The sequence below is a fragment of the Terriglobia bacterium genome, assembly GCA_035712365.1.
GTDB lineage: Bacteria > Acidobacteriota > Terriglobia > UBA7540 > UBA7540 > SCRD01.
Window position 1 is genome coordinate 13,752 of the sequence record DASTAW010000017.1, and the last position, 25,868, is coordinate 39,619.

A 25,868-nucleotide genomic window follows, 5' to 3' on the forward strand; every position below is an offset into this window, starting at 1 on the left:
GCTAGCCGCTACCCACTAATCACTAACCACTGCCTTATTCGTACCGCAGCGCCACCATCGGATCGACCTTGGCCGCGCGGCGGGCAGGCAGATAACCTGCGAGCATGGCAAACATCATCAGAAGAATGGCGGCAGCAGCCATTGACAGCGGATCGCTCGAGCTGAGCCCGAAGAGCATGGTTGACACCAGCCGCCCGGCCGCCAGCGAAATCGGCAGCCCAACGAGCAATCCGATTCCCACCAGGATGAGGCTCTCGCGCATAACCATCCAGAGAACATTCGAGCGGCCAGCCCCCATCGCCATGCGAATGCCGATTTCGTTTGTCCGGCGGGTCACGGCATAGGACATGAGGCCGTAAATACCAATGCAGGCGAGGAAAACTGCCAGGAGGCCAAAGAAAGCCGAAAGCCGGGCTACCAGGGCTTGGCTGGCCACGGATTGGCCCACTTGCTCCACGAGTGTGCTTTGGTATGTGATGGGGAGACTGCGGTCCACCTCACCCACCGCGCGGCGAACTTCCGCGATGATTGCCGAAGGGGCGCCCGTGTAGCGGACTTCGAAGTCGTGGTAGTAGCCTGTATTTTGGGTATACGGATAATAAGCCGCCGGCTCAGGTTTTTCATCCAGGCTGACGTACTTTGCATCGCCCACCACGCCCACCACTTCGATGTTTCCGCTGTCCTTCTGTTCATCCCCAATGCCAAACCGGCGGCCAATGGGCGAGCTGCCGGCGAAATATATCTTCGCCATCGTTTCGTTAATGACGGCGACTTTTGGCGAGGTTGCCGTGTCCTGCGGGCCCAGCACACGGCCAACGAGCAAGGGAATCCCCATCGCGGCGAAATAATCCGGCCCCACGACGTTGTGCTCCACGTTTGGCTGGTGGGTTTGTGGAGCGTGCCCTTGCACCACAACGTCGGTGCTCCATTCACCCTGGTTGAAGGTAAAGAAGGAAATACTCGCGCCGCGCACTCCGGGCTCCGCGCTCACCTTTTGCTCAATCTGCTGATAGAGACTGACGAGATGGGAATCTTCCTTGTAGCCCACGGCCGCCGGGTCGATTGCGAACAAAAGCACGTTGTCCTTATCGAATCCCGTATTGACGCTGCCGAGCTTGATAAGAGTGCGCAGGAAGAGTCCAGCGCCGATAAGGAGCACCAGCGAGAGAGCAACCTGGGAAACAACCAGCGATTTGGCCAGGCGGCCGCGGCCCGCTGCAGGAGCTCCGCCTCTGGCTTCCTTGAGCGCCGGCGTCAGGTCAATCCGCGTGGCGCGAAGTGCCGGGACGGTTCCAAACAGGAGCGCGGTGAGGCACGAAACCACAAACGTAAAGGCAAACACACGGGCATCGGGCGATACGCTCAGCGGCAGTGGCGACTGGCCCGTAGATACCATCGCCAGCAGCGCCGCGCTGGCCCACGTGGCGAACAATATTCCCACAATCCCGCCAGCGAGAGCGACCATCAGGCTCTCGGTCAGCATTTGGCGCACCAGCCGCCGACGCCCGGCTCCAATGGCCATGCGAACCGCGATTTCTCTCTGCCGGGTGGCCGCGCGGGCCAGCAGGAGATTGGCGATGTTGACGCAGGCGATCAGCAGCACGAGCCCGACGACAACCATCAGCACCTGCAAAGGCAGCGAAAAGTCCAGGCGAAGGTGGGAGAGACCTCGCGCCATGGGAGTCAGCGGGATGTGAGCGCGTTCGAGCCGCTGTTGCTGGTCTTTAGTAAGAACAGAACCCGCAAAACCCTGCCAGATCTGACGGGCCAGCAGATTCACGTTGGCCTCGGCCTGCGCGGCCGAGACGCCGGGTTTCAGACGCCCAAGGATATAGAGCGACTCAAACCACTTGTCGTCCAGCCCGTTCCAGCCGGGCGAGACCTGCTTCTCCATCGAGAGAGGAATCCAAAGGTCGGGCGACTCGCCAACCTCGGTGCCAAAGAATTCAGGCGGAGTAACGCCGATGATGGTATAAACGGTCGACCTGAAAGTTATCGTTTTGCCCACGATCGACGGGTCGCGTGAAAAGCGCCGGTTCCACCAGGAGTAGCTGGCGATGGCGATGGGATGGCCTCCCTCGGGCTCGTCATCTGCTCTGGAGAACATCCGCCCCATGATGGGGCTGACGCCCAGCATCGAAAAGTACGTCCCGGAAACGAGTTGCACATTCACGGGTTCCAGGTTGGCACTCTCTCCCACCTTGCCGTGCATGTGTTCGAAAAACAGGCTCAGAACCGCGCTTGTCTCTGAAAACACCTGGTTCTTTTGCCGAAGCCCAAGATAAAAGGGATAGGAATAGATGCTGGTGTAGGCGAACGTCGACGTGCTGCCCCTTGCGTGGCCCGTTCCCAGCAAAACAAGCTGGCCGGGATTCTGGACCGGCAACTGCCGCAGCATGACGGCGTTCAGAAGGCTGAAAATCGCTGTGTTGGCGCCAATGCCAAGCGCGAGCGTGAGGACAGCAACAATTGTGAAGCCCGGATTGCGGCGCAACTGCCGCAGGCCGTAGCGAACGTCCTGCCCGAGCTCACCGATAAAGCGCACGCCCCAACTGTCGCGGCATTCTTCTTTCATCTGCTCGATACCTCCAAATTCACATAGGGCTGCATAGCGGGCTTCTTTCGCGCTCATACCCTTGGCCGCGTTTTCTTCAATCAGCTTTTCCAGATGGAAGCGCATCTCGTCGTTGAGTTCACTCTCAACGCGGTTCTTGCTGAACAGCGACCGCAGCCGAAGTGGCAATCTGTAAATCCAGCGCATGGTGAAACGCCAGTGGTTAGGGATCAGGGGTCAGTGTCTAGCCGGGCAGTTCAATTTGAAATCTCAAATCTCAAATTTCGGATTTGAGAATCCATAACTCATAATCCAGAACGCAGAACTACAAAACGCATTCGTAATTCGTAACTCGTAATTTCCGCCCCGCGACCTTCCGCAAACGGCTCACTTTGAAATTTCAAATTTCAGATCTCAGATTTCAGAACCCATCACTCGTAATTCGTAACCCGCAATTCGTAGTCGCGGTTCTTTCAACCGTCCAATAACGCATTTGTTACGCCTTTTCCAGCACCAGACCAATGGCCGTGGAGAGGCGTATCCAGTTGGCCTCTTCCTGCTCCAGATATTTGCGGCCAGCCGGCGTCAGCGAATAGTACTTGGCGCGGCGGTTGTTGTCAGACTCTCCCCACTTCGCCCTGATCCAGCCGTTCTGCTCCAGGCGATGGAGCGCGGGATAGAGCGCGCCCTGGTTCACCTGCAGCACTTCGCCCGACACCTGCCGGATGCGCTGCGCGATGCCCCACCCGTGCCGCGGCTCGGGCGTAATCGTTTTGAGAATCAGGAGGTCCAGCGTTCCCTGGACCAGATCACTCGGTTTGCTCATCTTCTCTCCCCTCAGTCATTGACAATACTTCATACCACGGCTCTTGTCAATAATCAAGGGGAGAACCTTTTCTTGCGCAGGAAGAATTGATGCTCGGGGGGACGAAGCCCGCCCTCGCCCCGCCAAAACCATGTGCCATCCGGAAAGGCACTGCCCGGTGTGTCGTGCCCGGCGCGTGCGCGGCGGGCGGTGCTGCTTTATTGCAAGTAGGCTTGTTACAGAGCCTACATAACTGAACACCTACCCCAAATGGGACAAATGGGACGTTTGGGACATTTGAAGTTGATTTTTTAAGTAAGTGAAAAATAAGCACTTATCAAAAGCCCGCTGGGAATTTTAGCGCCTCTTTGCAAAACATGTCTAATTTCAGGACAGTGGGAAAAAATTGCGCGCTCTCCTGCAGCGCAAACATCGGCCCGCAGACCGGTGAATGTCAATCGCTCGCCGCTCGACCTCGCAAGCACAAATCGGTGGCGAGGAAACCGGGCCGTGGCAGGCGCAGGCCTCTCGTGCGCTCGCCCGAAGGAAAACGTCATCGAAATTTTCTGCTGTACACCTGTTCAAATTCCGCCAAATCAGGCTTACACTCCTTGGGGGAAAGCAGCGCGGATCCCGGCAACATTTTGCAGCGGCTCCTGAGTGCAGGTGATTGGCACGACTCGTCTGCGGGCTGCGCAGCCGTGCCGATCAACCGGGCGTTCTGGCGGGTTGTTCCATCGCACCGGCCGTGCCCAGACCCGCAGCAAAGGAGAGGAGAGCTTTGTTCAATCAGGTGCTCGATCCGATGCACGGTGTGGGGCTGACGGCGCTGATGGCTCTGCTCCCGGTGATTCTGCTCCTGGTGCTGCTGGCGGTGTTTCGGGTGACGGCGTGGCTCGCGACGCTGATTGGAGCCATCGTAACCCTGGGGCTTGCGCTCCTGGTGTGGCAGGTTCCAATGGGCAATGCCGTCAAGGCCTGCCTGTATGGAAGTGCCACGGGAGTATGGGCGGTTGACTGGATCACCTTTTGGGGCGTCATCATCTTCAACACGCTGACCCTGACGGGAGTTTTCGGCGATTTCCAGAAATGGCTGACCGCCAAGGCCACCGCCGACGTGCGAGTGCAGACCATTCTGCTGGCCTGGGCCTTTGGCGCGCTGCTGGAAGGATTGGTTGGCTTCGGGTATCCGTGGGCGGTGGTCGCGCCGCTGCTGATCGCCCTGGGCATTCGCGACCTGGACGCCATCCGTGTGGCGGCGATAGCCAACAATGCTCCGGTATCGTTCGGAGCGCTGGGCGTTCCCATCATCGCCCTGGCTGCGGTGACGGGCCTGCCGCTGATGTCCTTGTCGGCATCCATCGGAAAGATCGTTGCGCTGCTGGCGCTGGTTCCCCCCTGGGTGCTGATCTACCTGGTGGCGGGAAAGCGCGGGCTGCGTGGCGCCTGGCCGCTGGCGGTGGTGGGATCGCTGGCATACATCGCCGGGCAATATCCTGTTTCGCAGTACCTGGGACCTTATTTACCCGACATCAGCGGAGCGGTGGTTTGTTTTGTCGCACTGCTGGTGCTGCTGCGCTTCTGGAAGCCCGCTGAGACGCTCGGCTATGGAGGCGTCCCGGTGCCGGAAACGGCGACGGACCCCTCCAGCGGGCACGGACTGACGCGGCGGCGGGTGCTGGCGGCGTGGGCCCCGTTTTTCCTGCTGGTGATTGTTGTGGTCCTTTGGACCGGCCCGTGGTCGTCGCTGCCCGGCATTACGCTGGCGAGCTTCAATGTGGAGGGAATTTCATCCCTGAGCCACAAGCTGATCAGCGCCTCGTTTGGGTTCAAGCCGTTCATCGGCGGAACGTCGATTATGGTCTCCTGGATCTTGATCGCGCTGATGCTGCGTCCGGGAAAGTCAATCCTGCAAGCCGTCTTCCGGCGGACGATGAGCCAGATGTGGGGAGCGCTGCTGGTGGGCGTTTTTATCTTTGCGCTGGCCTATATTTTTAATTACTCGGGCATGGCTTCATCGCTGGCGTATGCGTTCTCGAAGCTGGGCGTATGGTTCATTGTGGTGGCGCCGATCCTGGGGTGGATTGGCGTGGCATTATCAGGTAGCAACACCTCGACGAACGCCATGTTCGGGGCCTTCCAGGCGATGGTGGGCAACCTGCTGGGCTTCCCGCCGTTGCTGGCGCCATCGCTGAACTCGGTAGGCGCGGAAGTGGGCAAGCCGATTGCTCCGCAGACAGCGAGCGTCGGCGTGGCCACAACAGGATATGTGCGAAACGAAGGCGAAGTGATCCGGCACAACATGGGATGGACACTGGTCCTGGTGGGCGTGCTGATCTGCATCGGCCTCTTTTACTACTTTGTGATTCCCCAAGCGATGATGCGCTGACCTTAGGAGGAATGGATGAAGCGATTACGATATTTACTTTTGGCGTCTGGCGCGGCGTTTCTGTTGACGAGCGGTTCATGGCATTTCAGATGGCGAGGGTGGGAGATCCTGCCGGCGTCGGACGCGGCATCTTTGTTTACGATTTCTCGAAAGCTCCTGCATCGGGGAAATAGGAGAATGGCGGTGGCGCCTAAAACAGGAAACTATTTCAAAAGCGAGGTCTGTATGAACATTCTAAAGAAAGCATTCACGGGAGTCTGTGTTATCGGCGTCATGCTTGCGTGGACCGCGGCGGCAACTGCAGCGCAGGACTCTTCACCAAAGGTCCAGTACTACTCGCAACAGCAGGTAGCTGCCGCCTTTGCCAAGGGCGCAAAACTGGTTGAGGGCAGCGCCGGACATGTTGTCTACCAGGTGTTAACGGCACGGCGGGACGGTCCAGGCGAGGTGGAGGTCCACGCGCTCGACACGGACATTATTTACATCATCAAGGGAACAGCAACCTTTGTGACAGGCGGAAAGATTATCGACGCCAGAAATTCAGCCCCGAACGAAGTGCGTGGCAAATCGAGCCAGGGCGGCACACCGCACCAACTGGGTCCGGAGGACATCATCATTATCCCTCCTAAGGTGCCTCACTGGTTCGAGGCTGTGCAGCCTCCGTTTTTATATCTTGTGATCAAGGTACGCTAGTCTTCCCCAACAACGGTGTAATCACATGACCAGATAAGGAGAACTCGAATGGCAAAGCCTGATCGTCTTGGATTCACGCGCCGTGGTTTCATCGGGGCTGCGGCGACGCTTGCCGGAAGCGCATTTGCGGTGCCCGGCGTAGCGAGCGAACAGGATGGGACGATGCCGGCGGCAGCCCCTTCAACGGCCGCAGGCGAGCCCAGATGGGACGCTCTCAGCGTCACAGTCGGACCTCAGAAGGCCGACCTGGTGGGAGCCAGCGAAAAAGTGATTCAGGCGGCGGTGGATTACATCGCGGGGTGGGGCGGAGGGACAGTGCACATCCTGCCCGGAACTTACCGCATGCGGAACTCAGTGTCGCTGCGGTCCGGTGTGCGAATTCTGGGAAGTGGCCAGGATTCCGTCCTGATCAAAGAGCCCGAAGTTAAAACAAAACTGGCGGAAGACTCCACTTCCTGGCAACAGGAAGTCGTACTGGCCGATCCCAGCGGCTTCGAGGTGGGCGACGGAGTGTGCCTCCAAGTGATTGACGAGTGGCACCAGGGAGCCTGGTTCATCCAGCGATCGCTCGTGGCGCGCAACGGCAACCGATTCAAATTGAACAAGCCGCTGAGCGACGATGACTTCACCGTGAAAGGCAAAGCGACGATTGGGACGCTCTTCCCACTGCTCAACGTAGACGGTGTTTCGGACGTGCGAATTGAGAATATCGCCCTGGACGGCAACCGCGCGAAGCAGGAGTCTCTCTACCACAATTGGGGAAACATCCTGGGTGGCGTATGGCTGAACAAGAGCAACCGGATCGAGATGCGCAAAGTCATCTCGCGGGAGTCCTGCGCCGACGGCATCAGCGCGCAGACATGTAATGACCTGCTGATTGAAGATTGCCATTGCGTCAATAACGTGGGATTTGGCATCCATTCCGGCACCGGCTCCGAGCGGCATATTGCCCGCAACAACAGGCTGGAAAACAATTACATCGGTTACTACTTCTGCTGGGGTGTGCGTTTCGGGCTGGCAGAAAACAACACCATTCTGAACAACTCCGAATACGGCGTCCGGCTGGGGCAGAAGGATACCGACAATGTTGTGCGAAACAACGAAATCCGGAACAGCGGCAAGGTCGGGGTGATCTTCGAGAGAGTGGGAGACGATCCAGCCTACTCGCCTGATCGAAACCGGCTGGAAGCAAACCGCATTATTGACAGCGGCGGAGAAACGGGCGTCGGAGTCGACGTGGAAGGTGTAACGAAGAACGCAGTGATCGAGCGGAACGAGATTGCAGAAACCCGCCAGCCGTTGAAGCGCACTGGCCTGAGGATCGGCGCCCGTACGCGCGGCGTTAGGCTTGACGCCAACCGCGTTACAGGATTCTCGGTAAACGTCCTGGACCTGCGGAAAGCAATTGCCAGAGCATAAGCGGCAAATACACCTGACTCGGGTGGAGATTATTCTCCGCCTGGCTCGGCACACACCGCCAGCACCGCGATGGGCGCGGAGGGATTCGACGGTGCTTTCGCCGGAAGAACTGAGAGAGGCGAGGATGAGTCCTGGGGCCCGCTGCTTTTGAAATCCTTTGTCGCTGCGGGAGGAGACAGGGCCTGGCGACGCCTTAAGTTCGGATGCCGAGATCTTTTAGTGCGGCCCCGGCGCCGGATAAATTCTCAAGCCTCATCTCAGAGTACTTGCGCGACAGGATAACCCCTGGAGCGCCGGCATTGAAAGCCGCCTTCACGGCATTCCGAACGTCCGAGGGCTGCGTCTTCTTTTGTCCCTTGCCAGTAGGAATGTCAATGTCGATGCCAGGGTAGATCCTTGTCTTCCCGTCTGGTCCGGAGGCATCTGGTCCATTGGCAGGACCTGCAAGATCGGTATTCGGAGAGCCCACGGGCACCTTGGCCGATCTAACATCATTTAGAGCTCGCCTCGTTTCACGGTAAACGTAATCCGACGAGAACCCGGCCGTGCGCAGCTTGTCTAACGGCGCCTCCCCCTGATATCCCAGAATGTTGTAGTACAACTCCAGCACGGATTGGGCCGGCGCATCATGCCAAATGGTTGAGTGGACGCCGTCGATGTAATTGGCCATGCGAGGACCGGCGCAGTTGTTGTACATGCAAATCTTCAAAATGTCGGCGTATTGACTGAGTATTCGATAGTCCTGTTCGGCGCGGTAAAAGGGATTGAAGGAGTTCAGATGCATCACATGGAACCCCGCCTCGAGGTTGGTATTGATGCTTTTGGCCGTGCCGTAGATTCGACCGTAAACTTCCCGCTGACTGTCCGTCCAGAGCTTCTCCCAGGCCAGGATCTCGGGGTATTCCAGCAGCAGCCGCCAGAAAGTGACAAAATAACCATCACTTGGCCTGGGCCCCGTCCATGCTGCCCGCACCCAGTGATCAAGCTGCATCATACCCTGCCGTGCCCGATCGACGTTGATGCCTTGCTGTTCTCCCTTTCGTGCACAGTGCTCGCAAAAGCAGGTTAGGACCGCCTGGCCACGGTCAGCGTCGATGGCATTATTCAGTGCGCCCTGACGTTCGCAGCACCACATCACTCCGTCCACGTCGTAGGACTTGGTCCAATCCTCAACCATCGAGCTGAGAAAGTTCTGGAGGTAAGGATTGTTCAGACACGACTGGTCCGTCTTGCGGCCATAGACATCCACCTCCGCAGCTTTTTCAAAGTTGTCCAGCAATCGCGGATTGTAAACATCCTCGAACCAGCAGATGGATTTCATTCCCCGCTTCTTTGCCTTCGGGACAACTTCGCCCAGCACATCAAAGTTGCCCAGATCTGGCGCCCGGAAATTCTTAAAGATCGTTCCAGCGTAATATTCCGCATGGACCTCGGCGAAGTCTCCGCCATGGAAGGTGTCCGTATCGTACTTCTGGACTCCGTGGTCGGGCAGCGGATGTCCGGGAATTTGCCTTCCCTCAATACCCCGCCCATAGCTGAAGACCGCAATCATCAGCGTGTTAACACCGGCCCGCTCCTGGAGCGTATCGAGAACTTTGTCAACTCCTTCATCACTGAAGGACACGGCGGGGACCTGAATCGCCACGACCTTCTTTTCTGATTTCTGTGGGCCGCCATCCTCTGACTGCGCGTTCGCCGGGACTGCCGCCTGGATTGCGCCCGCACGGCCACCGACTGCGGCCGCCGACGCGGCAGCAACATTCTTGAGGAAAGTGCGTCGGGATGGATTTGCCGCTTGAACCTTTGAGGCGTTCTCTGGCCTCTCTGACAGACCAGAATCGTGATCTCGCATCAATTCTCCTCCCCTTCTGGTTCCGCCAGGATCGCTGGACGGCCAGCATTAGCCGGCGCCCTAATTTCTGAGAATCGTCGCCGCCTTATGATGCGTGCCGGCCGTTTGGCCGCAGCGTGAGCGTACCGTCTTCATTCAATTTCTGATGGCAGGCCCATCTTACCGGATATCGCATGCCTTTCACTTCGATCGCCGCCCTCAGTCTGAGCCCTTGCCACTTGGTTCCCTTGGGCAGCACAAATTGCGCCTGACGGACTTTTCCCGGCAACGGATATCCGGGGTCGAGGCAGCCGCTCTTCAGCACTTTTCCATCCGGGCTTTCCACGCTGACCCGCAGCACACCCGGAACGCCTGCAATGCCGTCGTTCGCAAAGCCGATAATCAGCCCGAGGTATCCTTTGTCCTCGTAGCTCCAGATGAACGACGGTCTTACCCGGTAACCGATGCGCGCATTAATGCGGTCAAACCACTTCGGAAACGCGTGGTACCAGCTCGTCAAGTTCTCGGCGCTGATCCCGTGGAAGTTCCAGAGAGACCAGTAATTGGCTCCAACGTCCATCACGTGCGCAATCATGTCATCGGAAGGCGACACGCCCTCGTCCACGCGAACAGATTGCGGTGGTCGGGCCGGTATGCCCTGTTCGATTGTGACGCCAATCCAGGGCGGGCGATTGCTCAGGGCCTCGATCTGCTCGTTCTCGATAAAAATCGTGTCGCTCCGAATCCAATTGTTGCTGCGGACCGTGCGGTCGAGCACCTCCGAATTTCCAACTCTGCTGAAATCCGGCTGCGTGTTGGTGAGCAACGGCGTCTTCGTGAAGTGTTCGAGCTGGACTTCCAGCATGTTCACCCAGGTCCTCTCCGCGGTCTGATAGTCTGGAAAGGGAGTATTGGTGAATGGCCATGTGTGGCCCTCGCCCCAGAATCCGTACATGAAGGTATCCATGAATTCGATCATGGGACTTCCGTTGAACTCCGCCGCCAGCAATCCAACCAACTCCTTGAATGCCTGCTGAAAGAAAGGATCAGCAAATTGTGGCTGATAGTGCGCGTTCGGGTTGTTCTCGCGATTGGCGCCAGGCCATGTGCCCCCGGTCAGTTTTACCATGGGGACCTTATCAAGGATGAACTGGGGCAGCGCCGGTTCGTGATAGTCCGGAGCGCTCATCTGAATTCGGTAAGCAATACGCTTGTCGTATTTTTTGGACAACTCGAAAATGAGCTTCAGGTAATCGGGAAACTCAAGACGCCCCGGATTTGGCTGGATTTCTCTCCAGGTAGGACGAATATAAAGCTTTTGTCCCAGCGGAAACCGGACCAGATCTTCGATCGCCTGCGGGATGTTGTCTGACTTGATCTCCGCCGTCCCCATGTCCGCCGTGATGTACGTTATCAGCCCCTTGCCATAGCCGGGCACAACCTCATCCGATGGCATGGTTGTCATCACGACTTCGTCGCTCGGGATAATGGCGTCTGGAGGGTACTGTGGGAAGGGCCCCTGGTTCAGCCGGTCGGTTACGGCCGGGCCCGAGCCAAAATCGTACTTCCCCCAATTGTGGGCAGGGACAATGCCCTGGGCCGACTTTGCGCCGACCCCCGCTGCTGCCACGAGAGCACTGCTGTTCTTCAGGAAATTTCTGCGATTCATCAGTAATCATGCCTCCCCTCGCCGGATGGGTTAAGAGCTTTCGGTACGATACACCGCTAGTGAACCGACGCGTTCTCGTCGGGTCCTGTTATGAATTGAAACTTTTACGATACCAGGCCGGGTTCCGCCATCACTGCGGAGGTCTGGCCAAACACTTCGGCGCGATCCTGCTCAGCGCCCGCGGAGGGCCGGGATCACTGAACAGCCCACCAGCATCACCACGCCCTTTTGCATGCTCGCGGACGGAATCTCGTAGAATTTCTCACTCGTTTGAGTTTTTCCGCGCGGCTGGATCGTGCGAGCCCGCGAGAGTTGTGTCGCCCTTCTTTTCCTTCCCCTTTAGCTGCTGAAAAAGGCGCATTTGCTCCATACCTTCTTCCTGACGGCCCATGCGGAGATAGGCCCGAGCCAGGGCGTAGTGCGCGCCGCTCGGTTTCGGGTCGAGCTTCACCGCCAATTCGAGTTCCGGCAGGGCCCTCCCGGTGTCGCCCTTGGTCAACTCAAGGTTGCCAAGCAGATAGTGCGCTTCAGCGAGCGATGGATCAAGAGTAAGCGCCTTCCTCAGCAAAGCTATGGCCCGATCTTCGATCTTGCTTCCGTTGGCGCCGCGGTAGGTCAGCAGCATCCTGCCATACTGCAAGTAGAGGTCGGGATCTTTGGGGAAGTAGCTGATGATCCTCTCAAACGTGGCCTCCGCCTCATCAATTCTTCCGTCATCCACCTGGGCAGAGGCGAGCCCGAGCAGCGATTGCTGGTCCTTCGGATTCAGTTCCACAGCCTGCGCATAAGTTTTTTCAGCAGCCTTCAATTCACCCAATTTATATTGGGCAAGGCCAAGAAACCGGTAGGCCTTGTACGAGTGGGGAGCTACCTGGACGGCTTTCCGAGCGGCAACCAGCGCGCCGTTGTAGCGATTGTCGTGCAACAGCATCAGGCCCACGTCCAGATAATTGGACTCGCGCGAAGGATCGAGGCCGATGGCCCTGTCCATAAGCGCCACCGCCTGCTTGACGTGGTCCTGTTTAAATTCGCACCAGGCCATCAGGTCGTCGATATCTGAGGTCTCGTGTCCGGCATCCAGCAGACGTTGAAGCGTCGCCCGGCTCTCCCTAAAGTGGCCGGCGTGGTATTGGGCGAGTGCAATGTTATACCCGAGACTCGCTTTGTCGGGATAGGTCGCCTCAATTGACCGGAACAAATGTTCCGCCAGGTCATAATCGCCCGCCTGGTCTGCAACTTGCCCTCCCAGGAAAATCCCTTCAGGTCCCTCCGAATGATTTTCGAGCCCCCGAAGGACCTCCCGTGCTTTCTCCGATTTTCCGGTCTGATAATAACAGCGGGCTAGCGCCACCTGGGCTTTGGAATGCTTCTGCACTTCCTGTGGCACGGATTCGAGAAGCGGGAGGGCCGTGTGATAGTCCTTGAGTTCTTCATCCACCATTCCCAGCAGAAGCGTGGATGTGGTTTCGCCCGGCTCCGCCTTCAGTATCCGCTCCAGGTTCTGCCTGGCTGCCTGAAACTGCCCCATTTGGAACTGGTTTGAGGCAAGGTTACGGCGCGTCCGCACGTCCAGAGGGTTGAGGCGCAGCGCTTTTTCAAGATAAGAAGTTGATTCGGGGAGCTTCTGCTCCATGCCCAGCACCGCCCCAAGAAAAGCAAGACAGGCAGGATCGTCAGGGGTGAGCTTGGCTGCCTGGCGCAATTCCGCCTCGGCATTTTTCAAATCGCCTTGCTGGACCAGTGCCGTTGCGTGCGCCACATGCTGCTGTGCATCAGCAAGGTTATTGGGCAAAGTGTGAGCGGCTTGCGCCCAGAAACAGAGATAAAGGGCTAGAATGGCGTAGATAAGACGCGAGGTTGGCACTCTTCCCATTCCGAGCCTCTGACCAGATATTCAGAATAGCGGGGATTGATTTCAGGTCAAAGACACTTATCAAAAACCTTCGCGAGAGAGGCAAGATGCGCGAAATCGCCTGGCCTGGCTGCTGCGAAAGAGGCTTGGCTGGATAACCAGCCAAGCCTGACCTTTCAGAACACAAAATGGATGCCGATCTGGCCGTGTCGAGGCTGGTTCTCCTGGTAGAAGATACCACCGAATCCATCAGCACCATAGCCGGTCCCATCGTTCGTATTCGCCGCAGGAGCCCCGAACCGAGGATTGTTCAGGGAGTTGAAGAAATCGCCTCGCACTTCAATAAACATGTTCTCCCTGATGCGGAATTGCTTGGCGATCGAGAGGTCAAGATTGGCGATGCCCGGCACTCGGCAGTTCGATAAGTATCGCGGCGCAGTGCCGTCCATCTGGTCTGCCGGGTGCGAGAAGGCACTATTGTTAAAATAACTCGCCGTTCCATTGGCAATATTGTCGAGGCTCGCGCCGCTGCACGGGTTGCCAATCAAATTGGGGCGCTGGTGGCCGTCGGCCACAAGCAGGTTCGAGTCATCCACAGAAATAGGCTGCCCGGTCTGGAAAGTGACGAACGGGGTAAGTTTCCATCCGCCAACCACTCCATCGAGCACTCTGTTCATATTCGAGCCAAATCGCTGCCCGTGCCCGACGGGCAAGTCATAGATCACTGCGAAGGTCAGACGCTGCGGCGTGTCATTGGCGCTGACACTCTTCTCCAGCGCAAGATTGGTGTAGTCCTGCGGAGAACCGACGAACCCAATGCCTGCGCCACCGCCACCACCGATCCAGGCGTTGCCTCCGGCATCGGAGTTATCGAGGAACTTCGAGAACGTATAGTTACCCACAAATGACAAGCCCTTCGCTGCCCGTTTTTCAAAACGCACCTGGAGAGCATGGTAGCTGCTGTTGGCAACAAAAAGCGGGAAGCCGGTGAAACCTCCGTCGAATTGCGGGTAAGGACGCAACAGGTTGATCTGAGGAATTGTATCATTGTTATAGATCGAACCAGGGGCATCGAAAATCTGAGTTGGCCCCGGCTGGAAAAGGTAAGCGAAAGGATTCGGCACCAGGTTCGCCAATCCGGTCGATCCATACTTCACTCGGTTCGCCGCGTTAATAAAGTCGCGGTTCTCCGTGGAGTAGTTCCACGGCAGATGAGTGCCGCGGTTCCCCACGTAGTCCACTTCCAGCATCGTGTTGCCCCACTGGTGCTGGATGCCAGCATTCCACTGGTAAATTTCGCCCGTTCTGAAGGTGTCGCTTCCATGATTCTCGGCATAGTAACCCCAAAGGCTGAGTGGTCCATACTTCCCCTGCTGGGGAAGGTTGAAGCCAAGGGGAAAAGGATTTCCCATGGTTGCGAGCTGAGTGATTCCGCCATCCAGGGATGAGGGAGAGCTGGCATCGGACTGCCAGGCGCCTCCGCCGTATTGCCAGTTGGTGGCGAAGCTCATCCCATGGTACAGTCCCGCGCCTGCGTGAATAACAGTGTTTCCGGTAAGCCGGTAAGCAAAGCTGAGGCGCGGCCCGAGGTCAAAAATAGAAGCGTTCGCGTGCCGGTTGTGGGGTCCGGCAAGAATCATGGTTCCCGTAAGCGGGCCCACCCCTGGAACGGTGATTCCCGAGGGGCACGAGAAACAGCTGAACATGTTGCGGTCTTGCCGCTCGCTATATGGAACCGTCCATTCCCAGCGCAGTCCCGCCCCAACCGTCAGGCGGGAAGTTGCCTTCCAGTCGTCCTGCACAAACACAGCGCCGACGGACGATTTGTTGGACACGTGAGGACGCAGCGCGAAGCCACCGTTGCCATACCAGCCCAGCAGCAACGAGGCCACGCTGCTGCCCTGGGAAAAGTCAGGGCTGAAGACGCTCTGCATGGTCTCTCCCTGTCCGAACGAAAAAGACCCGGAGGTTGTGTCCGGCTGGAAGAAGTTGTTAAGGAAGATCCGTTCCTCGCCGCCGAACTTGAGGCTGTGATTCCCGTACATCTTCGTAGCTACGGAATCGAACATCCACTGCGTATCGCCTTCCACGGTGTCCGTACAGCAGCCATTGTTGGACGCAAGAGTTGCATAGTTATCGAGCGAGATGGTGGGGAAATGGATCTCTCGGTACCAGACGTTGTTAATCATGCTCTCGGGAAAGCCTATGCTCAAGGGATCTACTGTTACCAATGCCTGCTCGGGATAGTTATCACGGATTACTCCCACCCGGTTGACCCAGAGCAGGGTGGGGCTTACGGTCCAGGTATCCTCCAGAGCCACGTCGTGCGTGATGGCTTTTGAGACTACGGGTGTCAGGAAGTCATCCGGAGTGTTGGTCGAGCCATGGCTCATGCTGAACCGGCCCGTCAGGCGATTGGCCGCCGAGAAGTTTTGGTCAATCTTGAGGTCCATCTGCCAGGATGGACTCGTTTCAATCAGCTTATCGGAGAAATTGCCCAGATGCCCGGGCCCTACACCGGCGTCCGTTGGCTGTGGGTAAAGGTTAACCAGTTGCGCGGCGATGGGGTCGACGCAGGTGGGCTTGGGAGCGCAGAGGTTTGTGGCGCCCATAGGAATCATGTTGTTAGCAAATGGTTGGCGCACATAATCTCCACTTCCATCAGGAGCAACTTGGTATGGATTGAAGATCTGCCTCAGACTCCCGTCATCATTGAATGATTGTGAGAAGTCCCCTTGCCGCTCGAGCAGAGTTGGAACCGTTTTATTCACAACGATGGGGGAGTTGTTGCGAAACCGCTCGTAGTCGAAGAAGAAGAAGGTCTTGTCCTTTACGATCGGCCCACCAACCGATCCTCCGTACTGATCGTGAGTGTATTGGCCCTTGGTCCCGCCACCCTGGTTGGTGAAAAAATCGTTCGCATCCAGGCCTGGCCGGCGGAAAAACCAGTACCCGCTACCATGGAACTTGTTGGTGCCTGATTTGGTAACGACGTTGACCACCGTGCCGCCGTTATTTCCGTACTCGGCGGACATATTGTTATTTTGCAATCTGAATTCCTGTAAAGCGTCGACGTCGGGCATGTAGCCCACGTCCGTGTTGCCGCCCTCGCCACCCTCAGGCCGCGTCGCCAGCACTCCATCCAGCCTGAACTCCGCCGTGCCGTATCGCTGCCCGTTCGAGGCAAATACGGTGCCGCCCAGCATGTCCGCCGAGGCGCCCGAAACCTGGGTGACGCCTCCGGAAAGGTATGAGAGGTTCGCGATATTCCGGTCCAGCAAAGGCAAACTCTGGATGTACTGATTGTTGACGGTTGTGCCTAATGCCGCACTCACCGTATTCAGCAGCGGCGCCGCGCCCGTGACTTCCACGATCTGCTGCGTGCTCCCGACTTGCAATGTGACGTCCTGGTCCGTCTGGGTTCCGATTCGTAGCTCCATCGACGGGAAAACCCAAGTTTTGAAGCCGGCCTTTTCCACCTTCAAGCGGTAAATCCCCGGCTTGAGATAGTTGAAGATATAAAGACCGGCGCTGTCGGTTCGCGCTCCGGTCTGCACCTGTGTTGCAATTGCTGTCGCGGTGACCGCCGCATCCGGAATGACGGCCCCGGTGGGGTCTTTGACAGTTCCGCGCAGCAATGCTGTGTCTGTCCCCTGGGCCCACCCGGCAACAGGCTGCAGGGCGCAGATTGCCAGCCCTGCCAATATGCAGCTTGCCAGAGCGAAATAGGAAACAGGGCCCCGGAATTTAAGAAGGAAGTTTACTGCACGCCTGGGGTCGGTGGTTGAAAAGTAGCTCGCCCGCATTTTTCCCTCCTTGAGGAGTTCAGACCCGACGACTCAGACAATCACAACGAATAACAGGACCCACTCATCGCGCAAGAACTGAATTGGGGAATGTACCTATCTAAGCCTCTATAACACCTGTATGTGGGCAGTTCTAACGCGAAGGCATTACTTTGTCAAGGATTTTTTCTATTGTTTTCGATTTGGAAACTAATCGTAAGGCAGGAGGAGCTTTCGTTTGGCTGAGGAACATCATTGATTATCACCAGTCTGTCTGGTTGATGGCGGTAACCTGGAAAGGAAACGTAAGCCGTGCCGGGAGCGTCTGGGTGGTCAAAGCCAGGATCGTCGGTCTCTGATCGACGGCGCTTTATTCACGAGTGAAGCCTCTACTCGAGCCACACGACCGCACCCTTATCGATCACGGGCACGACAACGCGAAGCCGTTCGCCACTCCGTTCGACGGGAAGATTTCGGGCCTTCCCCAGGAAAGGCAAAACAAATGCTCTGCTCCCCGTATCTGGAGGGAAGAAGATCTCGACGTTCTTTTCCGGAATCTGCGTTGCATTTTGCCGCGGCCGGAGGCCTTTGAAGTTGGCAAGGAAGACATGGGCCTTGCCATCCACCCGCGCCGTCTGGGCCGTGACGAAAGGTGATGCGTTAATCTGTACGGGCAAATTGACTTTGAGAGCCCCAATGGCATTCGTGTCGAATTCATGCCTCAGCGACTGGAAACTCCGCCCGGTGGCCGTACCTTGGGAAGCGGCCTGGCTGAACTCCTTGCCCAATGTCTGCCAATACGCGCGTCCTGGGCACTCGGGGAGGTAGACGTATCCTCCCCCGGCAGCGCCGCTTGATCTTTCGCCCGAATTCCGGATTCCAAGAAAATGGTGGAGCGCATTGGACGGGCGAACCTGGCCGCCTTCATCGCACTGGCCAGACTGGCCCGAAACAATAAGCTTGCCTCCGGACCTGGCGTGGGATTCCAGGGCCTTAATTTCCACGTCGCTCAGGCAGCGCGCGTCCGGCAAGGCAAGGATCGGCCCGCGAAAATCAGCCAGGGTCCTCGGTGTGACAATCTGAAATTCTAGATGGGAATGCATCAGCAACGCCATGGTCCCGAAGTAGGAATCGAGGAATTCTTCCGCAAAGTAGTCCCGCGTGCGCGGCGAGAAATAGACGCCAATCGGGTGAATAGGCGTCCGCGAATTATAAAACGTCGTGTCGTGTTGCTCGATCCAGGCGAAAATCTTCTTTCGCATTGCGATGTCATTCGAGCCCGACATCACGTGGCCATGGACGTCCCAGCAATTTGTACCCGCCATGAGCTGTGCAGAAAACAGGTTCTGCATCTCCTCGCCGGGGCTGACGCCCTTCTCGCCGTCCCACGAATAGCTGAGCATCCAGGTCGGTTTTTTGCCGGCAAAGGCGCGAAAGCTGTACATGCCGATCATGAAGTGCAGCCAGTCGAGCGACGTCTTCCTCGAAGCGTTCCCTACTCCACTCCATTCATACTCGTGAGCAATCAGGTCGATCACGTCGTAAAGTTGATAAACATCTGAGCCAACCCGCACGGCCTCGAATTCAATACCCGGATAGATTTCCGCTATGGTCACGCCTTTCGGGTTCACTGATTTGAAGTTGTCCCCGACTTCCTTCATGAACTCGGTAATCGTGGTGATGCGGAAATCCACCCAGCGGCGAAAATTAGCATCGGAGAAATCGCCCAGCTTCAGGCCGGTCATGGCATTCAACCCGGTGCGCTTCTTGAACTCGGCCACCGTGTACTTGTCGAAGCTGGCCCAGGTCTTCTCCCAGCCGGTAAAATGCGTCATCCAGTAGGGGATATCCACGTAGATGCCGTCGATGCCCGTGGCCGCAATCTGGCGGACGTGTTCCATGTAAATCTTGCGCCACTCGGGAACATAGGGGCTGACCCAGACATCCTCATCGCCCTTCCGGATCCAGAAGGCCGTGCCTCCCCCAAACAGCGCCGGCTCGCCCGTGATCTTCCTCTGGACCCAGTCAGGATGGTCCTTGTAGAGGGAGTGCTTTACGGTGGCGGCGTTCGCAGTGATGCACTCGAATCCCGCAACGTAGACAAAGGCATAATTGCCCGCGGCGTGCGCTTTCTCAGCCACTGCTTTGATCGCCTTCAGCTTTTCGGCTGGATCGAGAAAACTCTCATAGCGTCCCTCGATGTCATTGTCAGTCTCAATGCCGAAGACGTGCGTCTCCGTCGCTTCCCGGACGATCTCGTCAACTCGGTCCAGCCTGAGGGAGTTGCCCGATATGCGGACATAATTAATCCAGGGTAAAGGTTTTGACGAACTGCCGGCCTGCGCTGCCGCCAGTTGACGCGGCTTGCAAATGACCACAGCTATACCGGCCAACTGGGCTTGAAGGAACCCGCGACGTGAAATCATGTTCAATCTCCTTGTGGGTCACGAATCTTAGCAGCAACTGTTTCCGTTTTCCAGTCCCCCAAATTCGGAGGCAGTCTCGTGTGCGAAGTGCTGGGAAGAATAGACCGGCGGAAAAATCGTTCAGGCTGGAGTCAGAACACGCAGAGATCGCGCACGACGAGATAGGCCCGGCAATCGCACGGCGTGTCCACACAGGTTGTTCGGTGATGGTGGCCGCAAGGGTCGGTAACCGCGGCCTGGCGGCCCTGACTGCTGATGAAGGCCGTCCGATTTGCTTTGGGGAATGCTTCAACGGCGGGAATCGTCCGGCCCGGTGGGGACTATCCGCCTCACCCATTCGCCGGCGCGTGCTTTGGCGGAATCGGACCGGCGAGTGAGCGAGGGGAACAGGTCACGCAGTTTTTGCAGAAGCCTGCGTGCCCATACATATTCCGCCGAGAGGACCGTAATTCCGAGCAGAAGGAACGGCAGGCCTGGAAGGATGGGAAGCAAAAGGCCCAATACGCCCAGGGAAACAAGGCTCCATCCCGCAGCCAGACCCAGTAATCGTTTAAATCTTCTCGTCACGAGATTGGAACCTGCACGCCCGTCATCTCAATTATATATCCAGTTCCATCGGAGTGGTTGGGCGAGGCTTCCGGGATTTGCATCCTCGGCTTCGGGAAGCTGTTTTCCGCGTTCTTTCCGCTAATCACCACCGGCAGGGCCGACTTGGACGCCGGCACTAGCACCCTGCAAGCCAGTGTTGCAGGCCGGTATCGCACATAGCGTGCCCTGGACACACCACCCGCCAACAAGCATTTTGCTGCCCATTGACACCCTGGTGACAAATTCTGAAGGCTGGTCTTCTAGTATGCTTTGGCAGATGAACAACATCGCCCACTCGCCGGCCGACCCAAAAGGTCCGGCGGCAGGACAATCTGGAAGCGGAGCGGCGCAGTCCGACCCGGCCCGCCTCGGCACAAGGGTGTTCCCGCGAGCCGAGTCTGCAGTTCTGCTGCTTCTCATCGGCATGTTTCTGTGGCGAGGTTTTCTGCCCGGGTGGAGGTCGCTCAAGACCGATTTCCCCAATTACTACCTGGCTGCCCGCATTTATCGTCAGGGTTTACCGCTGGAGCGGGTGTACGACTGGACCTGGTTTGCACGGCAGAAAGACTACTCCGGAATCGAGAACCCGATCGTAGGATTTGCGTCACTGACCCTGCTCTCAATGCTGCCTGTGGAGCCGATGGCCTCATTGCCGCCGCTGAAAGCCAAGCGGTTGTGGCTGATCGTGAACCTGATTTTCTTAGGTTTGGCCATTCTTCTTCTGAACCAGATGTCGAAGCTCGGGCTGCGACGGGTGATGATTCTCACCTTTCTCGCCTTGGACCCGCTCTCGATCAACTTCCTCTACGGCCAGATGCACGTTCTCGTGCTTTTCCTGCTGACTTTGGCCGCCTGGGCTTATTTAAGAGGCCTGCCAGCAACTTCCGGAGCTGCCTTGGCGGCGGCCTCAGCTCTCAAGATTTATCCCGCCTTTTTTCTGTTCTACTTCATTCGGAAAAAGCAATGGCGTGCCGTCTTCGGACTGGTGGCGGGCTGCATTATCCTTGCAGGACTGTCAGTTGCGCTCTTCGGGTGGCCGGCCAACCGGACTTACTTATTCCAGGGCCTGCCCCGGGCAATGTCAGGAACTGTTCTAGACCCTTACGCCGTGCGCTGGAACTCACTCACGGCACTGCTCCGTCGGTTGTTCATCGGAGAGCCGGACCTTAATCCACACCCTCTGATGCATTTCCCGCCGGCTTTCGCTGTTCTGCAGCCGTTATGCCAGGCCATACTTTTCGTCTCCATTCTCTGGCTGGTTAATTCGCGCCGGACCGATCCCGCAAGGGCAAGGCTGGAATGGGGAAGCTTCGTCGCGCTGCTTCTGGTCCTTTCCACTGCGCCGGGTCCTTATCACTTTTGCGTGCTGGTTCTTTCCGCAACGCTTGTTGCGGATTATCTGATTCGTATGGGGAAGATGCGTGTGCTGGCTGCATGGATTGCCCTGTATACGCTTGTCTGTCTTCCGATTTACCGCTGGATGCCTTCCGCACCGGCGGGGTGGCAGTCCCTTCTCAGCTTCCCACGGCTTTACGCGGAGATTGCCTTGTGGCTCTTCATGCTCTGGGAGCTTAATCGCGCATCTGGCACGCCTCTCACTCTGCGGCTGCGGACCGGGGACGCAGCAATTTTCGGAATGATCTTTTTCTTCTTATTTGGCGCGGGAGTGGCGAGTAATTTTCGAAGCCTACGCGGTCAGTTCGACAACTATGCCGGCCGAGTGGTCTCTCCGCTGGGCAGTTTTATGACGACGGAGCCCGCTGTAGGCAGCGGTGCGACCTGGTTCGTAAGCATGACGATTGCCGGTTTCGAGCTGACCTCCCTGCAAGGCACGCATACGCGGAGCTTCAGTTTCGCTTCAGACGCCTTTCACCCGGCATGGTCGTCTGGCGTCGGCCAGCTTTGGGTGGAGCTCTCCGGCGCAAAGTCGCGCATCGTCCGAATCGGCCAGCCTGACCAACGAGACCACCGCGCTCTTCCGGTCACCATGGTCGAGGACGCCACTATGCCCGCGGTCTCAGCCGACGGTCGATGGCTGGCGTTTATCAGGGAAGTCAAAGGCCGAGGAAGCCTTTGGGTAGTAAACCTGATGGAGCGAAAGCAGCAGGCGGGTCCGCTGCCGGCACGGGAAGTCGCCGGACCGAGTGACGACGTCTGGGACGTCTCGTTCGGTTCGAATGACCGGGTCCTTTACTCGGCGCAGCCCCTCGGAAAGCTGGAACTCTTTAGCGCCGATCCGGCATCGCTCCAAGTCAAACCAATTTCGACAGGTTCCCCGGCCCCGTCGCGGTTTCCGGCCGTGTCGCCGGACGGGGAATGGCTCGCCTACAGCCGGGAAGAAGGCGGCGCCTGGCATCTCGCGCTCGTCGATCTGAAAACAGGTCGCGACGTCCGGCTGACTCGCGGTACATGCAACTCCACGCATCCCGCCTGGACAGAAGACTCGAAATCCATCATCTATGCCACCGACTGCGGGCGCGGACTGGGGCTTACGGCGCTGGCCCGGCTTGCAGTCCCTCAGCGCTGACGGCTCACAGGCAGGAACCGCCGGGGAAGGGAGACTGCAGGTTCCTGGCTGCGCTCAGGATGAGAATGCATCGGTGAAAAAGTACCCTTCACGGACCCTCATTTGGGGCCCTGGACACGAATTCCAACCCCGCGTCTTCCTCGATGCTCTCGACGCTCAGAAATACATCACCGACATGCTCATCTTTGATCATGATTCCGCCGCCAAACTCATCGATGTGCCAATCCATCGCCGGGTCGCCCGTGTAGCGCGTCACTGTAAATTCAACCCTGCCGGGATGACCATTGAGCTTTATGTGATCTCCGCACTTTATCTCTTCGCCCGATTTGTAAAGGAATGACATGACGTGCTAACGCTCCAAAAGCCGTTCATCCCGTGGCTATTGCTTGATCACCGTTCCATCGTACCGCCGGACAATGCCCCAGCCGCCGTTCAGGTGGTCAGGCCCGTCGCGGAAGGGATGTTTGGCCGCAAGCTGCTCGTCGATTTCGATCCCCCAGCCTGGCGCGTCGGTGGCGTAGAGATAGCCGTCCTTGAAAGTCGCGCAGCCCTTGAAGATTTCGGCCTCGAGGCCGGTGATGATGCCGCCTTCCTGGATGCCGAAGTTCGTGCTGGCAAGGTCGAGGTGCAATTGCGCCGTATGGCCAACGGGCGAAACATCTCCCGGCCCGTGCCACGCGGTCTTCACGCCGTACATTTCGCCGAGAATGGCGATCTTCCTTGCCGGCGTCAACCCTCCCGCCTGCGAGAGATGCACGCGGATGTAATCGATCAGCCGGCCTTCGATCAGCGGCTTCCATTCGTGCGGGCTGTTGAACAGCTCGCCCATGGAGAGCGAGGTTGCGCACTGCTGCCGGATCTGCCGGAAGTAGTCAATCTGCTCGGGCGAGAGCACGTCCTCGAGATAGAACAGCCGAATGGGCTCCAATTCCTTGGCAAACTGCGCAGCCTGGTGCGGGCTCACACGCTCGTGTACGTCGTGGATCAGTTCGATTTCTTCACCCAGTTGCGCGCGGCATTCTTCGAGCACCTTCCGCGTCAGCCGCATATAAGGACCCGGTTCCCACACCGGCCCCGAGTGCAAGCCGCGCATGGGCGGGCCGCTAGCTGGGCCGTAGGACGACATACCGGGCACGCCCACCATCACCTTGACAACCTTGAAACCCTGAGCCATCAGCCCGCGCACGCGATCGACGGCCTCCGAGGGTTCCGTGCCTCCAATCGTTCCGTAGACCAATGCCGCTTCGCGCGCCTTGCCGCCCAGCAATTGGTAGACGGGCATGTTGGCCTGGCGGCCCTTGATGTCCCACAGCGCCTGGTCAACACCGCTGATGGCGTTGTTCAGCACGGGCCCGTTGCGCCAGTAGGAGCTGTTGTAGCAGGCCTGCCAGGTGTCCTCGATGCGGTCGCAGGGTTTGCCCACGAGCAGGGGCTTCAGATATTTCTCCACCGCGGGCACCACCAGATCGGCGCGCTGCGTGAAAGTGGCGCAACCGTAACCGTAAAGGCCGTCCTGATCAGTAATAATCTTCACCACTACCAGCCGCACGCCGGCCGGCTGCGTGGTGATCACCTGGATGTCTTTGATGACGGGCGTCGGCAAGCCGCGTGTCGCACGGGTCTCCCGCTCTTGTGCCGCCAGCGGCTGCGCCGAAAGCGCCGCGCCCACGGCCCCGGCCATGCCAAGCTTGAAGTACTCTCGTCTGTCCATGCGAAACTCCTTAAACATGAAGGCAGCGATGGACGCTATCAAAGCCGGCTACGGCTGTCAAGCTGCCCGGCTGAGACCTGCGTGCCAGCCGCCGCTGAGGCTTGTGCCAACGAATACGCTCAGGTAAACTCTTCGAAAACTGCTATCTCGCAGAGGTCAGAATCTGCGGCTCGCGCGGCCGGACGGGACATTTCGCACGAGATCCGAAAAACTATCTATAATTAGACTTGTTGTGCAACCCAGTTCTGCGCCGGTATGCGCGGCCAGCGCCTCAAGAACGCATGGTCTCATTTCAACTCTTATTTCCGGTTTCTGTCCTGGCAGGCTTCGTAGGCGCGATGGGCGGCATGGGGGGCGGGATCATTCTCATCCCCGTGCTCACATTCCTTGGAATCGACATCAAGCATGCCATCGCCATCAGCATCCTTTCCGTGATTGCAACTTCCAGCGGATCGGCCTCGGCGTATGTCCGCGACCACCTCACCAATCTTAAAGTGGGAATGTTTCTTGAAATGTTCACCATCGCCGGGGCGATCGCGGGGGCCCGCATCACTCTCGCATCGTCGCCGCAGCCCCTCTACATCATTTTTGGGGCGGTGCTGCTGGCGTCATGGATTGCGCTGCTGATGGATAAGCATCCCTCCGGGCAAAAGCCTGCGTCGCAGGACGCGTTTACCCGCTGGCTGGAGATGGAAGGCAGTTACCCGGATGTCGTTACCGGGCAAACGGTGGAGTACAAGGCCGTCCGGGCTTACATGGGCGCGCCCCTGATGTTTGGAGCAGGAATCGTGGCCGGCCTGCTCGGAATTGGCGCTGGCGCGGTGAAGGTCCTGATCCACGACCTGGTGATGGGTCTCCCTCCCAAGGTCTCCACCACCACCAGCAACCTGATTATCGGCGTCACGGCGCTCGCCGGCACCAGCGTTTACCTGGCGGCCGGACTCATCAATCCGGGGCTGGCCGTGCCGGTGATTCTGGGAGTGGTTGGCGGGGCTTTCCTGGGCACGCGAGTGCTGGTCCGCCTGACCAACCAGGCCGTGCGCCTATTCTTTCTTGTGATTCTGCTGCTCATGGCGGTTGAGATGATAACGAGGGGCCTGCAGGGCATTTAGCGATGAGTCCACCAGTTCCTTCCACCAGGACCGGGCCCGTAGGGGAGGCACGGCAGTTCGAGATGGATTCTGTGGTGGGTGTCGTCCTCCGGGACGGCATCTTGCTCAGCCTGGGGTTGATCGTTCTCGGGATGTTCTGGAGATGGCTCCGCACCGGTGGCCTGGCGCTGGATTACCAGATCGCCGGCACGAACCTGTTTGAATTCGTAACCGGAGAGGTCCGCCTGGCCTTGCATGGCAGTGTCCGGCCCCGCCTGCTGATTAATCTGGGCATTGCCGTGCTCATGCTCACGCCCTTCATTCGAGTGGCCGTGTCGATGGTTTACTTCATGGGGGTCCTCAGGAACTGGAAGTACACCTGCTTCACGGCTATTGTCCTTATTGTTCTCACTTACAGCCTGTTTCTGCGCTAGCGCCTGCCCCAGGGGGTGCTTTCGCTCTGCTGTTCCCCTCGACTATTTCGCTTGCGGACAGTTACAATGGGGGGAATTGGGCAGGATCGTCTGG

17 protein-coding genes are annotated in these 25,868 nt (G+C 58.0%); 7 read left to right on the plus strand and 10 right to left on the minus strand.

What is annotated here, in order from left to right; genetic code table 11:
* Positions 1–34 precede the first annotated feature (34 nt).
* Together VFQ24_04775 and VFQ24_04780 are read right to left on the minus strand one after the other, a co-directional pair.
* Positions 35–2,743: an ABC transporter permease gene (locus tag VFQ24_04775; protein ID HET9177655.1), complete on the minus strand. Its 2,709-nt coding sequence runs from the start codon at positions 2,741–2,743 to the stop codon at positions 35–37.
* 307 nt (positions 2,744–3,050) lie between these two features.
* Positions 3,051–3,380, minus strand: a complete 330-nt coding sequence (locus VFQ24_04780) for a PadR family transcriptional regulator (GenBank protein ID HET9177656.1) — start codon at positions 3,378–3,380, stop codon at positions 3,051–3,053.
* A gap of 760 nt (positions 3,381–4,140) precedes the next feature.
* On the opposite strand from VFQ24_04780, the gene VFQ24_04785 reads away from it, so the two are divergent.
* The 4 genes from VFQ24_04785 to VFQ24_04800 are packed head-to-tail and all read left to right on the plus strand — an operon-like array spanning position 4,141 to position 7,860.
* The gene (locus tag VFQ24_04785; protein HET9177657.1) at positions 4,141–5,748 is read left to right on the plus strand and encodes an L-lactate permease; all 1,608 of its coding nucleotides are present in this window, start codon (positions 4,141–4,143) and stop codon (positions 5,746–5,748) included.
* 11 nt (positions 5,749–5,759) lie between these two features.
* The gene (locus VFQ24_04790; GenBank protein ID HET9177658.1) at positions 5,760–5,921 is read left to right on the plus strand and encodes a hypothetical protein; all 162 of its coding nucleotides are present in this window, start codon (positions 5,760–5,762) and stop codon (positions 5,919–5,921) included.
* 52 nt (positions 5,922–5,973) lie between these two features.
* Positions 5,974–6,441, plus strand: coding sequence for a hypothetical protein (locus VFQ24_04795; protein ID HET9177659.1), 468 nt, complete (start codon positions 5,974–5,976; stop codon positions 6,439–6,441).
* Between the two features lie 48 nt (positions 6,442–6,489).
* Positions 6,490–7,860 (plus strand): right-handed parallel beta-helix repeat-containing protein, encoded by a 1,371-nt coding sequence (locus VFQ24_04800; GenBank protein HET9177660.1) that lies wholly within the window; start codon positions 6,490–6,492, stop codon positions 7,858–7,860.
* A 193-nt stretch (positions 7,861–8,053) separates the two neighbouring features.
* Here the strand turns inward: VFQ24_04800 and VFQ24_04805 are convergent, their stop codons facing one another.
* The 6 genes from VFQ24_04805 to VFQ24_04830 all read right to left on the minus strand — a co-directional run bounded on the left by VFQ24_04805 (position 8,054) and on the right by VFQ24_04830 (position 19,990).
* Positions 8,054–9,712 (minus strand): twin-arginine translocation signal domain-containing protein, encoded by a 1,659-nt coding sequence (locus tag VFQ24_04805; protein ID HET9177661.1) that lies wholly within the window; start codon positions 9,710–9,712, stop codon positions 8,054–8,056.
* Between the two features lie 85 nt (positions 9,713–9,797).
* Complete coding sequence (locus VFQ24_04810; GenBank protein ID HET9177662.1) at positions 9,798–11,360, minus strand: twin-arginine translocation signal domain-containing protein; 1,563 nt, start codon at positions 11,358–11,360, stop codon at positions 9,798–9,800.
* A 262-nt stretch (positions 11,361–11,622) separates the two neighbouring features.
* Positions 11,623–13,233: a tetratricopeptide repeat protein gene (locus VFQ24_04815; GenBank protein HET9177663.1), complete on the minus strand. Its 1,611-nt coding sequence runs from the start codon at positions 13,231–13,233 to the stop codon at positions 11,623–11,625.
* Between the two features lie 155 nt (positions 13,234–13,388).
* Positions 13,389–17,018 (minus strand): carboxypeptidase regulatory-like domain-containing protein, encoded by a 3,630-nt coding sequence (locus VFQ24_04820; protein HET9177664.1) that lies wholly within the window; start codon positions 17,016–17,018, stop codon positions 13,389–13,391.
* Between the two features lie 368 nt (positions 17,019–17,386).
* On the minus strand, positions 17,387–19,423 hold the full coding sequence (locus VFQ24_04825) for an alpha-amylase family protein (protein ID HET9177665.1): 2,037 nt from the start codon (positions 19,421–19,423) through the stop codon (positions 17,387–17,389).
* Positions 19,424–19,711: 288 nt separating this feature from the next.
* Entirely contained in the window at positions 19,712–19,990 is a 279-nt protein-coding gene (locus VFQ24_04830; GenBank protein ID HET9177666.1) for a PGPGW domain-containing protein, read from the minus strand.
* 286 nt (positions 19,991–20,276) lie between these two features.
* Between VFQ24_04830 and VFQ24_04835 the strand changes: the two genes are divergently transcribed.
* Entirely contained in the window at positions 20,277–22,538 is a 2,262-nt protein-coding gene (locus tag VFQ24_04835) for a glycosyltransferase 87 family protein (GenBank protein HET9177667.1), read from the plus strand.
* A gap of 88 nt (positions 22,539–22,626) precedes the next feature.
* Here the strand turns inward: VFQ24_04835 and VFQ24_04840 are convergent, their stop codons facing one another.
* Together VFQ24_04840 and VFQ24_04845 are read right to left on the minus strand one after the other, a co-directional pair.
* Positions 22,627–22,881 (minus strand): hypothetical protein, encoded by a 255-nt coding sequence (locus VFQ24_04840; GenBank protein HET9177668.1) that lies wholly within the window; start codon positions 22,879–22,881, stop codon positions 22,627–22,629.
* A gap of 36 nt (positions 22,882–22,917) precedes the next feature.
* Positions 22,918–24,249 carry an enolase C-terminal domain-like protein gene (locus VFQ24_04845; protein HET9177669.1) on the minus strand — a complete coding sequence of 444 codons (1,332 nt, stop codon included), beginning with the start codon at positions 24,247–24,249 and terminating at the stop codon, positions 22,918–22,920.
* 281 nt (positions 24,250–24,530) lie between these two features.
* Between VFQ24_04845 and VFQ24_04850 the strand changes: the two genes are divergently transcribed.
* A complete protein-coding gene (locus VFQ24_04850; protein HET9177670.1) occupies positions 24,531–25,361 on the plus strand; it encodes a sulfite exporter TauE/SafE family protein in 831 nt (276 codons plus the stop codon).
* Between the two features lie 2 nt (positions 25,362–25,363).
* Positions 25,364–25,774, plus strand: a complete 411-nt coding sequence (locus VFQ24_04855; protein ID HET9177671.1) for a DUF1634 domain-containing protein — start codon at positions 25,364–25,366, stop codon at positions 25,772–25,774.
* Positions 25,775–25,868: the final 94 nt, after the last annotated feature.

Excerpts from the sequence above, each read along its gene's own strand:
- VFQ24_04780 (HET9177656.1), bottom strand. The coding sequence starts at position 3,380 with ATGAGCAAACCGAGTGATCTGGTCCAGGGAACGCTGGACCTCCTGATT.
- VFQ24_04790 (HET9177658.1), top strand. The coding sequence starts at position 5,760 with ATGGATGAAGCGATTACGATATTTACTTTTGGCGTCTGGCGCGGCGTT.
- VFQ24_04795 (HET9177659.1), top strand. The coding sequence starts at position 5,974 with ATGAACATTCTAAAGAAAGCATTCACGGGAGTCTGTGTTATCGGCGTC.
- VFQ24_04800 (HET9177660.1), top strand. The coding sequence starts at position 6,490 with ATGGCAAAGCCTGATCGTCTTGGATTCACGCGCCGTGGTTTCATCGGG.
- VFQ24_04805 (HET9177661.1), bottom strand. The coding sequence starts at position 9,712 with ATGCGAGATCACGATTCTGGTCTGTCAGAGAGGCCAGAGAACGCCTCA.
- VFQ24_04810 (HET9177662.1), bottom strand. The coding sequence starts at position 11,360 with ATGAATCGCAGAAATTTCCTGAAGAACAGCAGTGCTCTCGTGGCAGCA.
- VFQ24_04815 (HET9177663.1), bottom strand. The coding sequence starts at position 13,233 with ATGGGAAGAGTGCCAACCTCGCGTCTTATCTACGCCATTCTAGCCCTT.
- VFQ24_04820 (HET9177664.1), bottom strand. The coding sequence starts at position 17,018 with ATGCGGGCGAGCTACTTTTCAACCACCGACCCCAGGCGTGCAGTAAAC.
- VFQ24_04825 (HET9177665.1), bottom strand. The coding sequence starts at position 19,423 with ATGATTTCACGTCGCGGGTTCCTTCAAGCCCAGTTGGCCGGTATAGCT.
- VFQ24_04835 (HET9177667.1), top strand. The coding sequence starts at position 20,277 with ATGCTTTGGCAGATGAACAACATCGCCCACTCGCCGGCCGACCCAAAA.
- VFQ24_04840 (HET9177668.1), bottom strand. The coding sequence starts at position 22,881 with ATGTCATTCCTTTACAAATCGGGCGAAGAGATAAAGTGCGGAGATCAC.
- VFQ24_04845 (HET9177669.1), bottom strand. The coding sequence starts at position 24,249 with ATGGACAGACGAGAGTACTTCAAGCTTGGCATGGCCGGGGCCGTGGGC.
- VFQ24_04850 (HET9177670.1), top strand. The coding sequence starts at position 24,531 with ATGGTCTCATTTCAACTCTTATTTCCGGTTTCTGTCCTGGCAGGCTTC.
- VFQ24_04855 (HET9177671.1), top strand. The coding sequence starts at position 25,364 with ATGAGTCCACCAGTTCCTTCCACCAGGACCGGGCCCGTAGGGGAGGCA.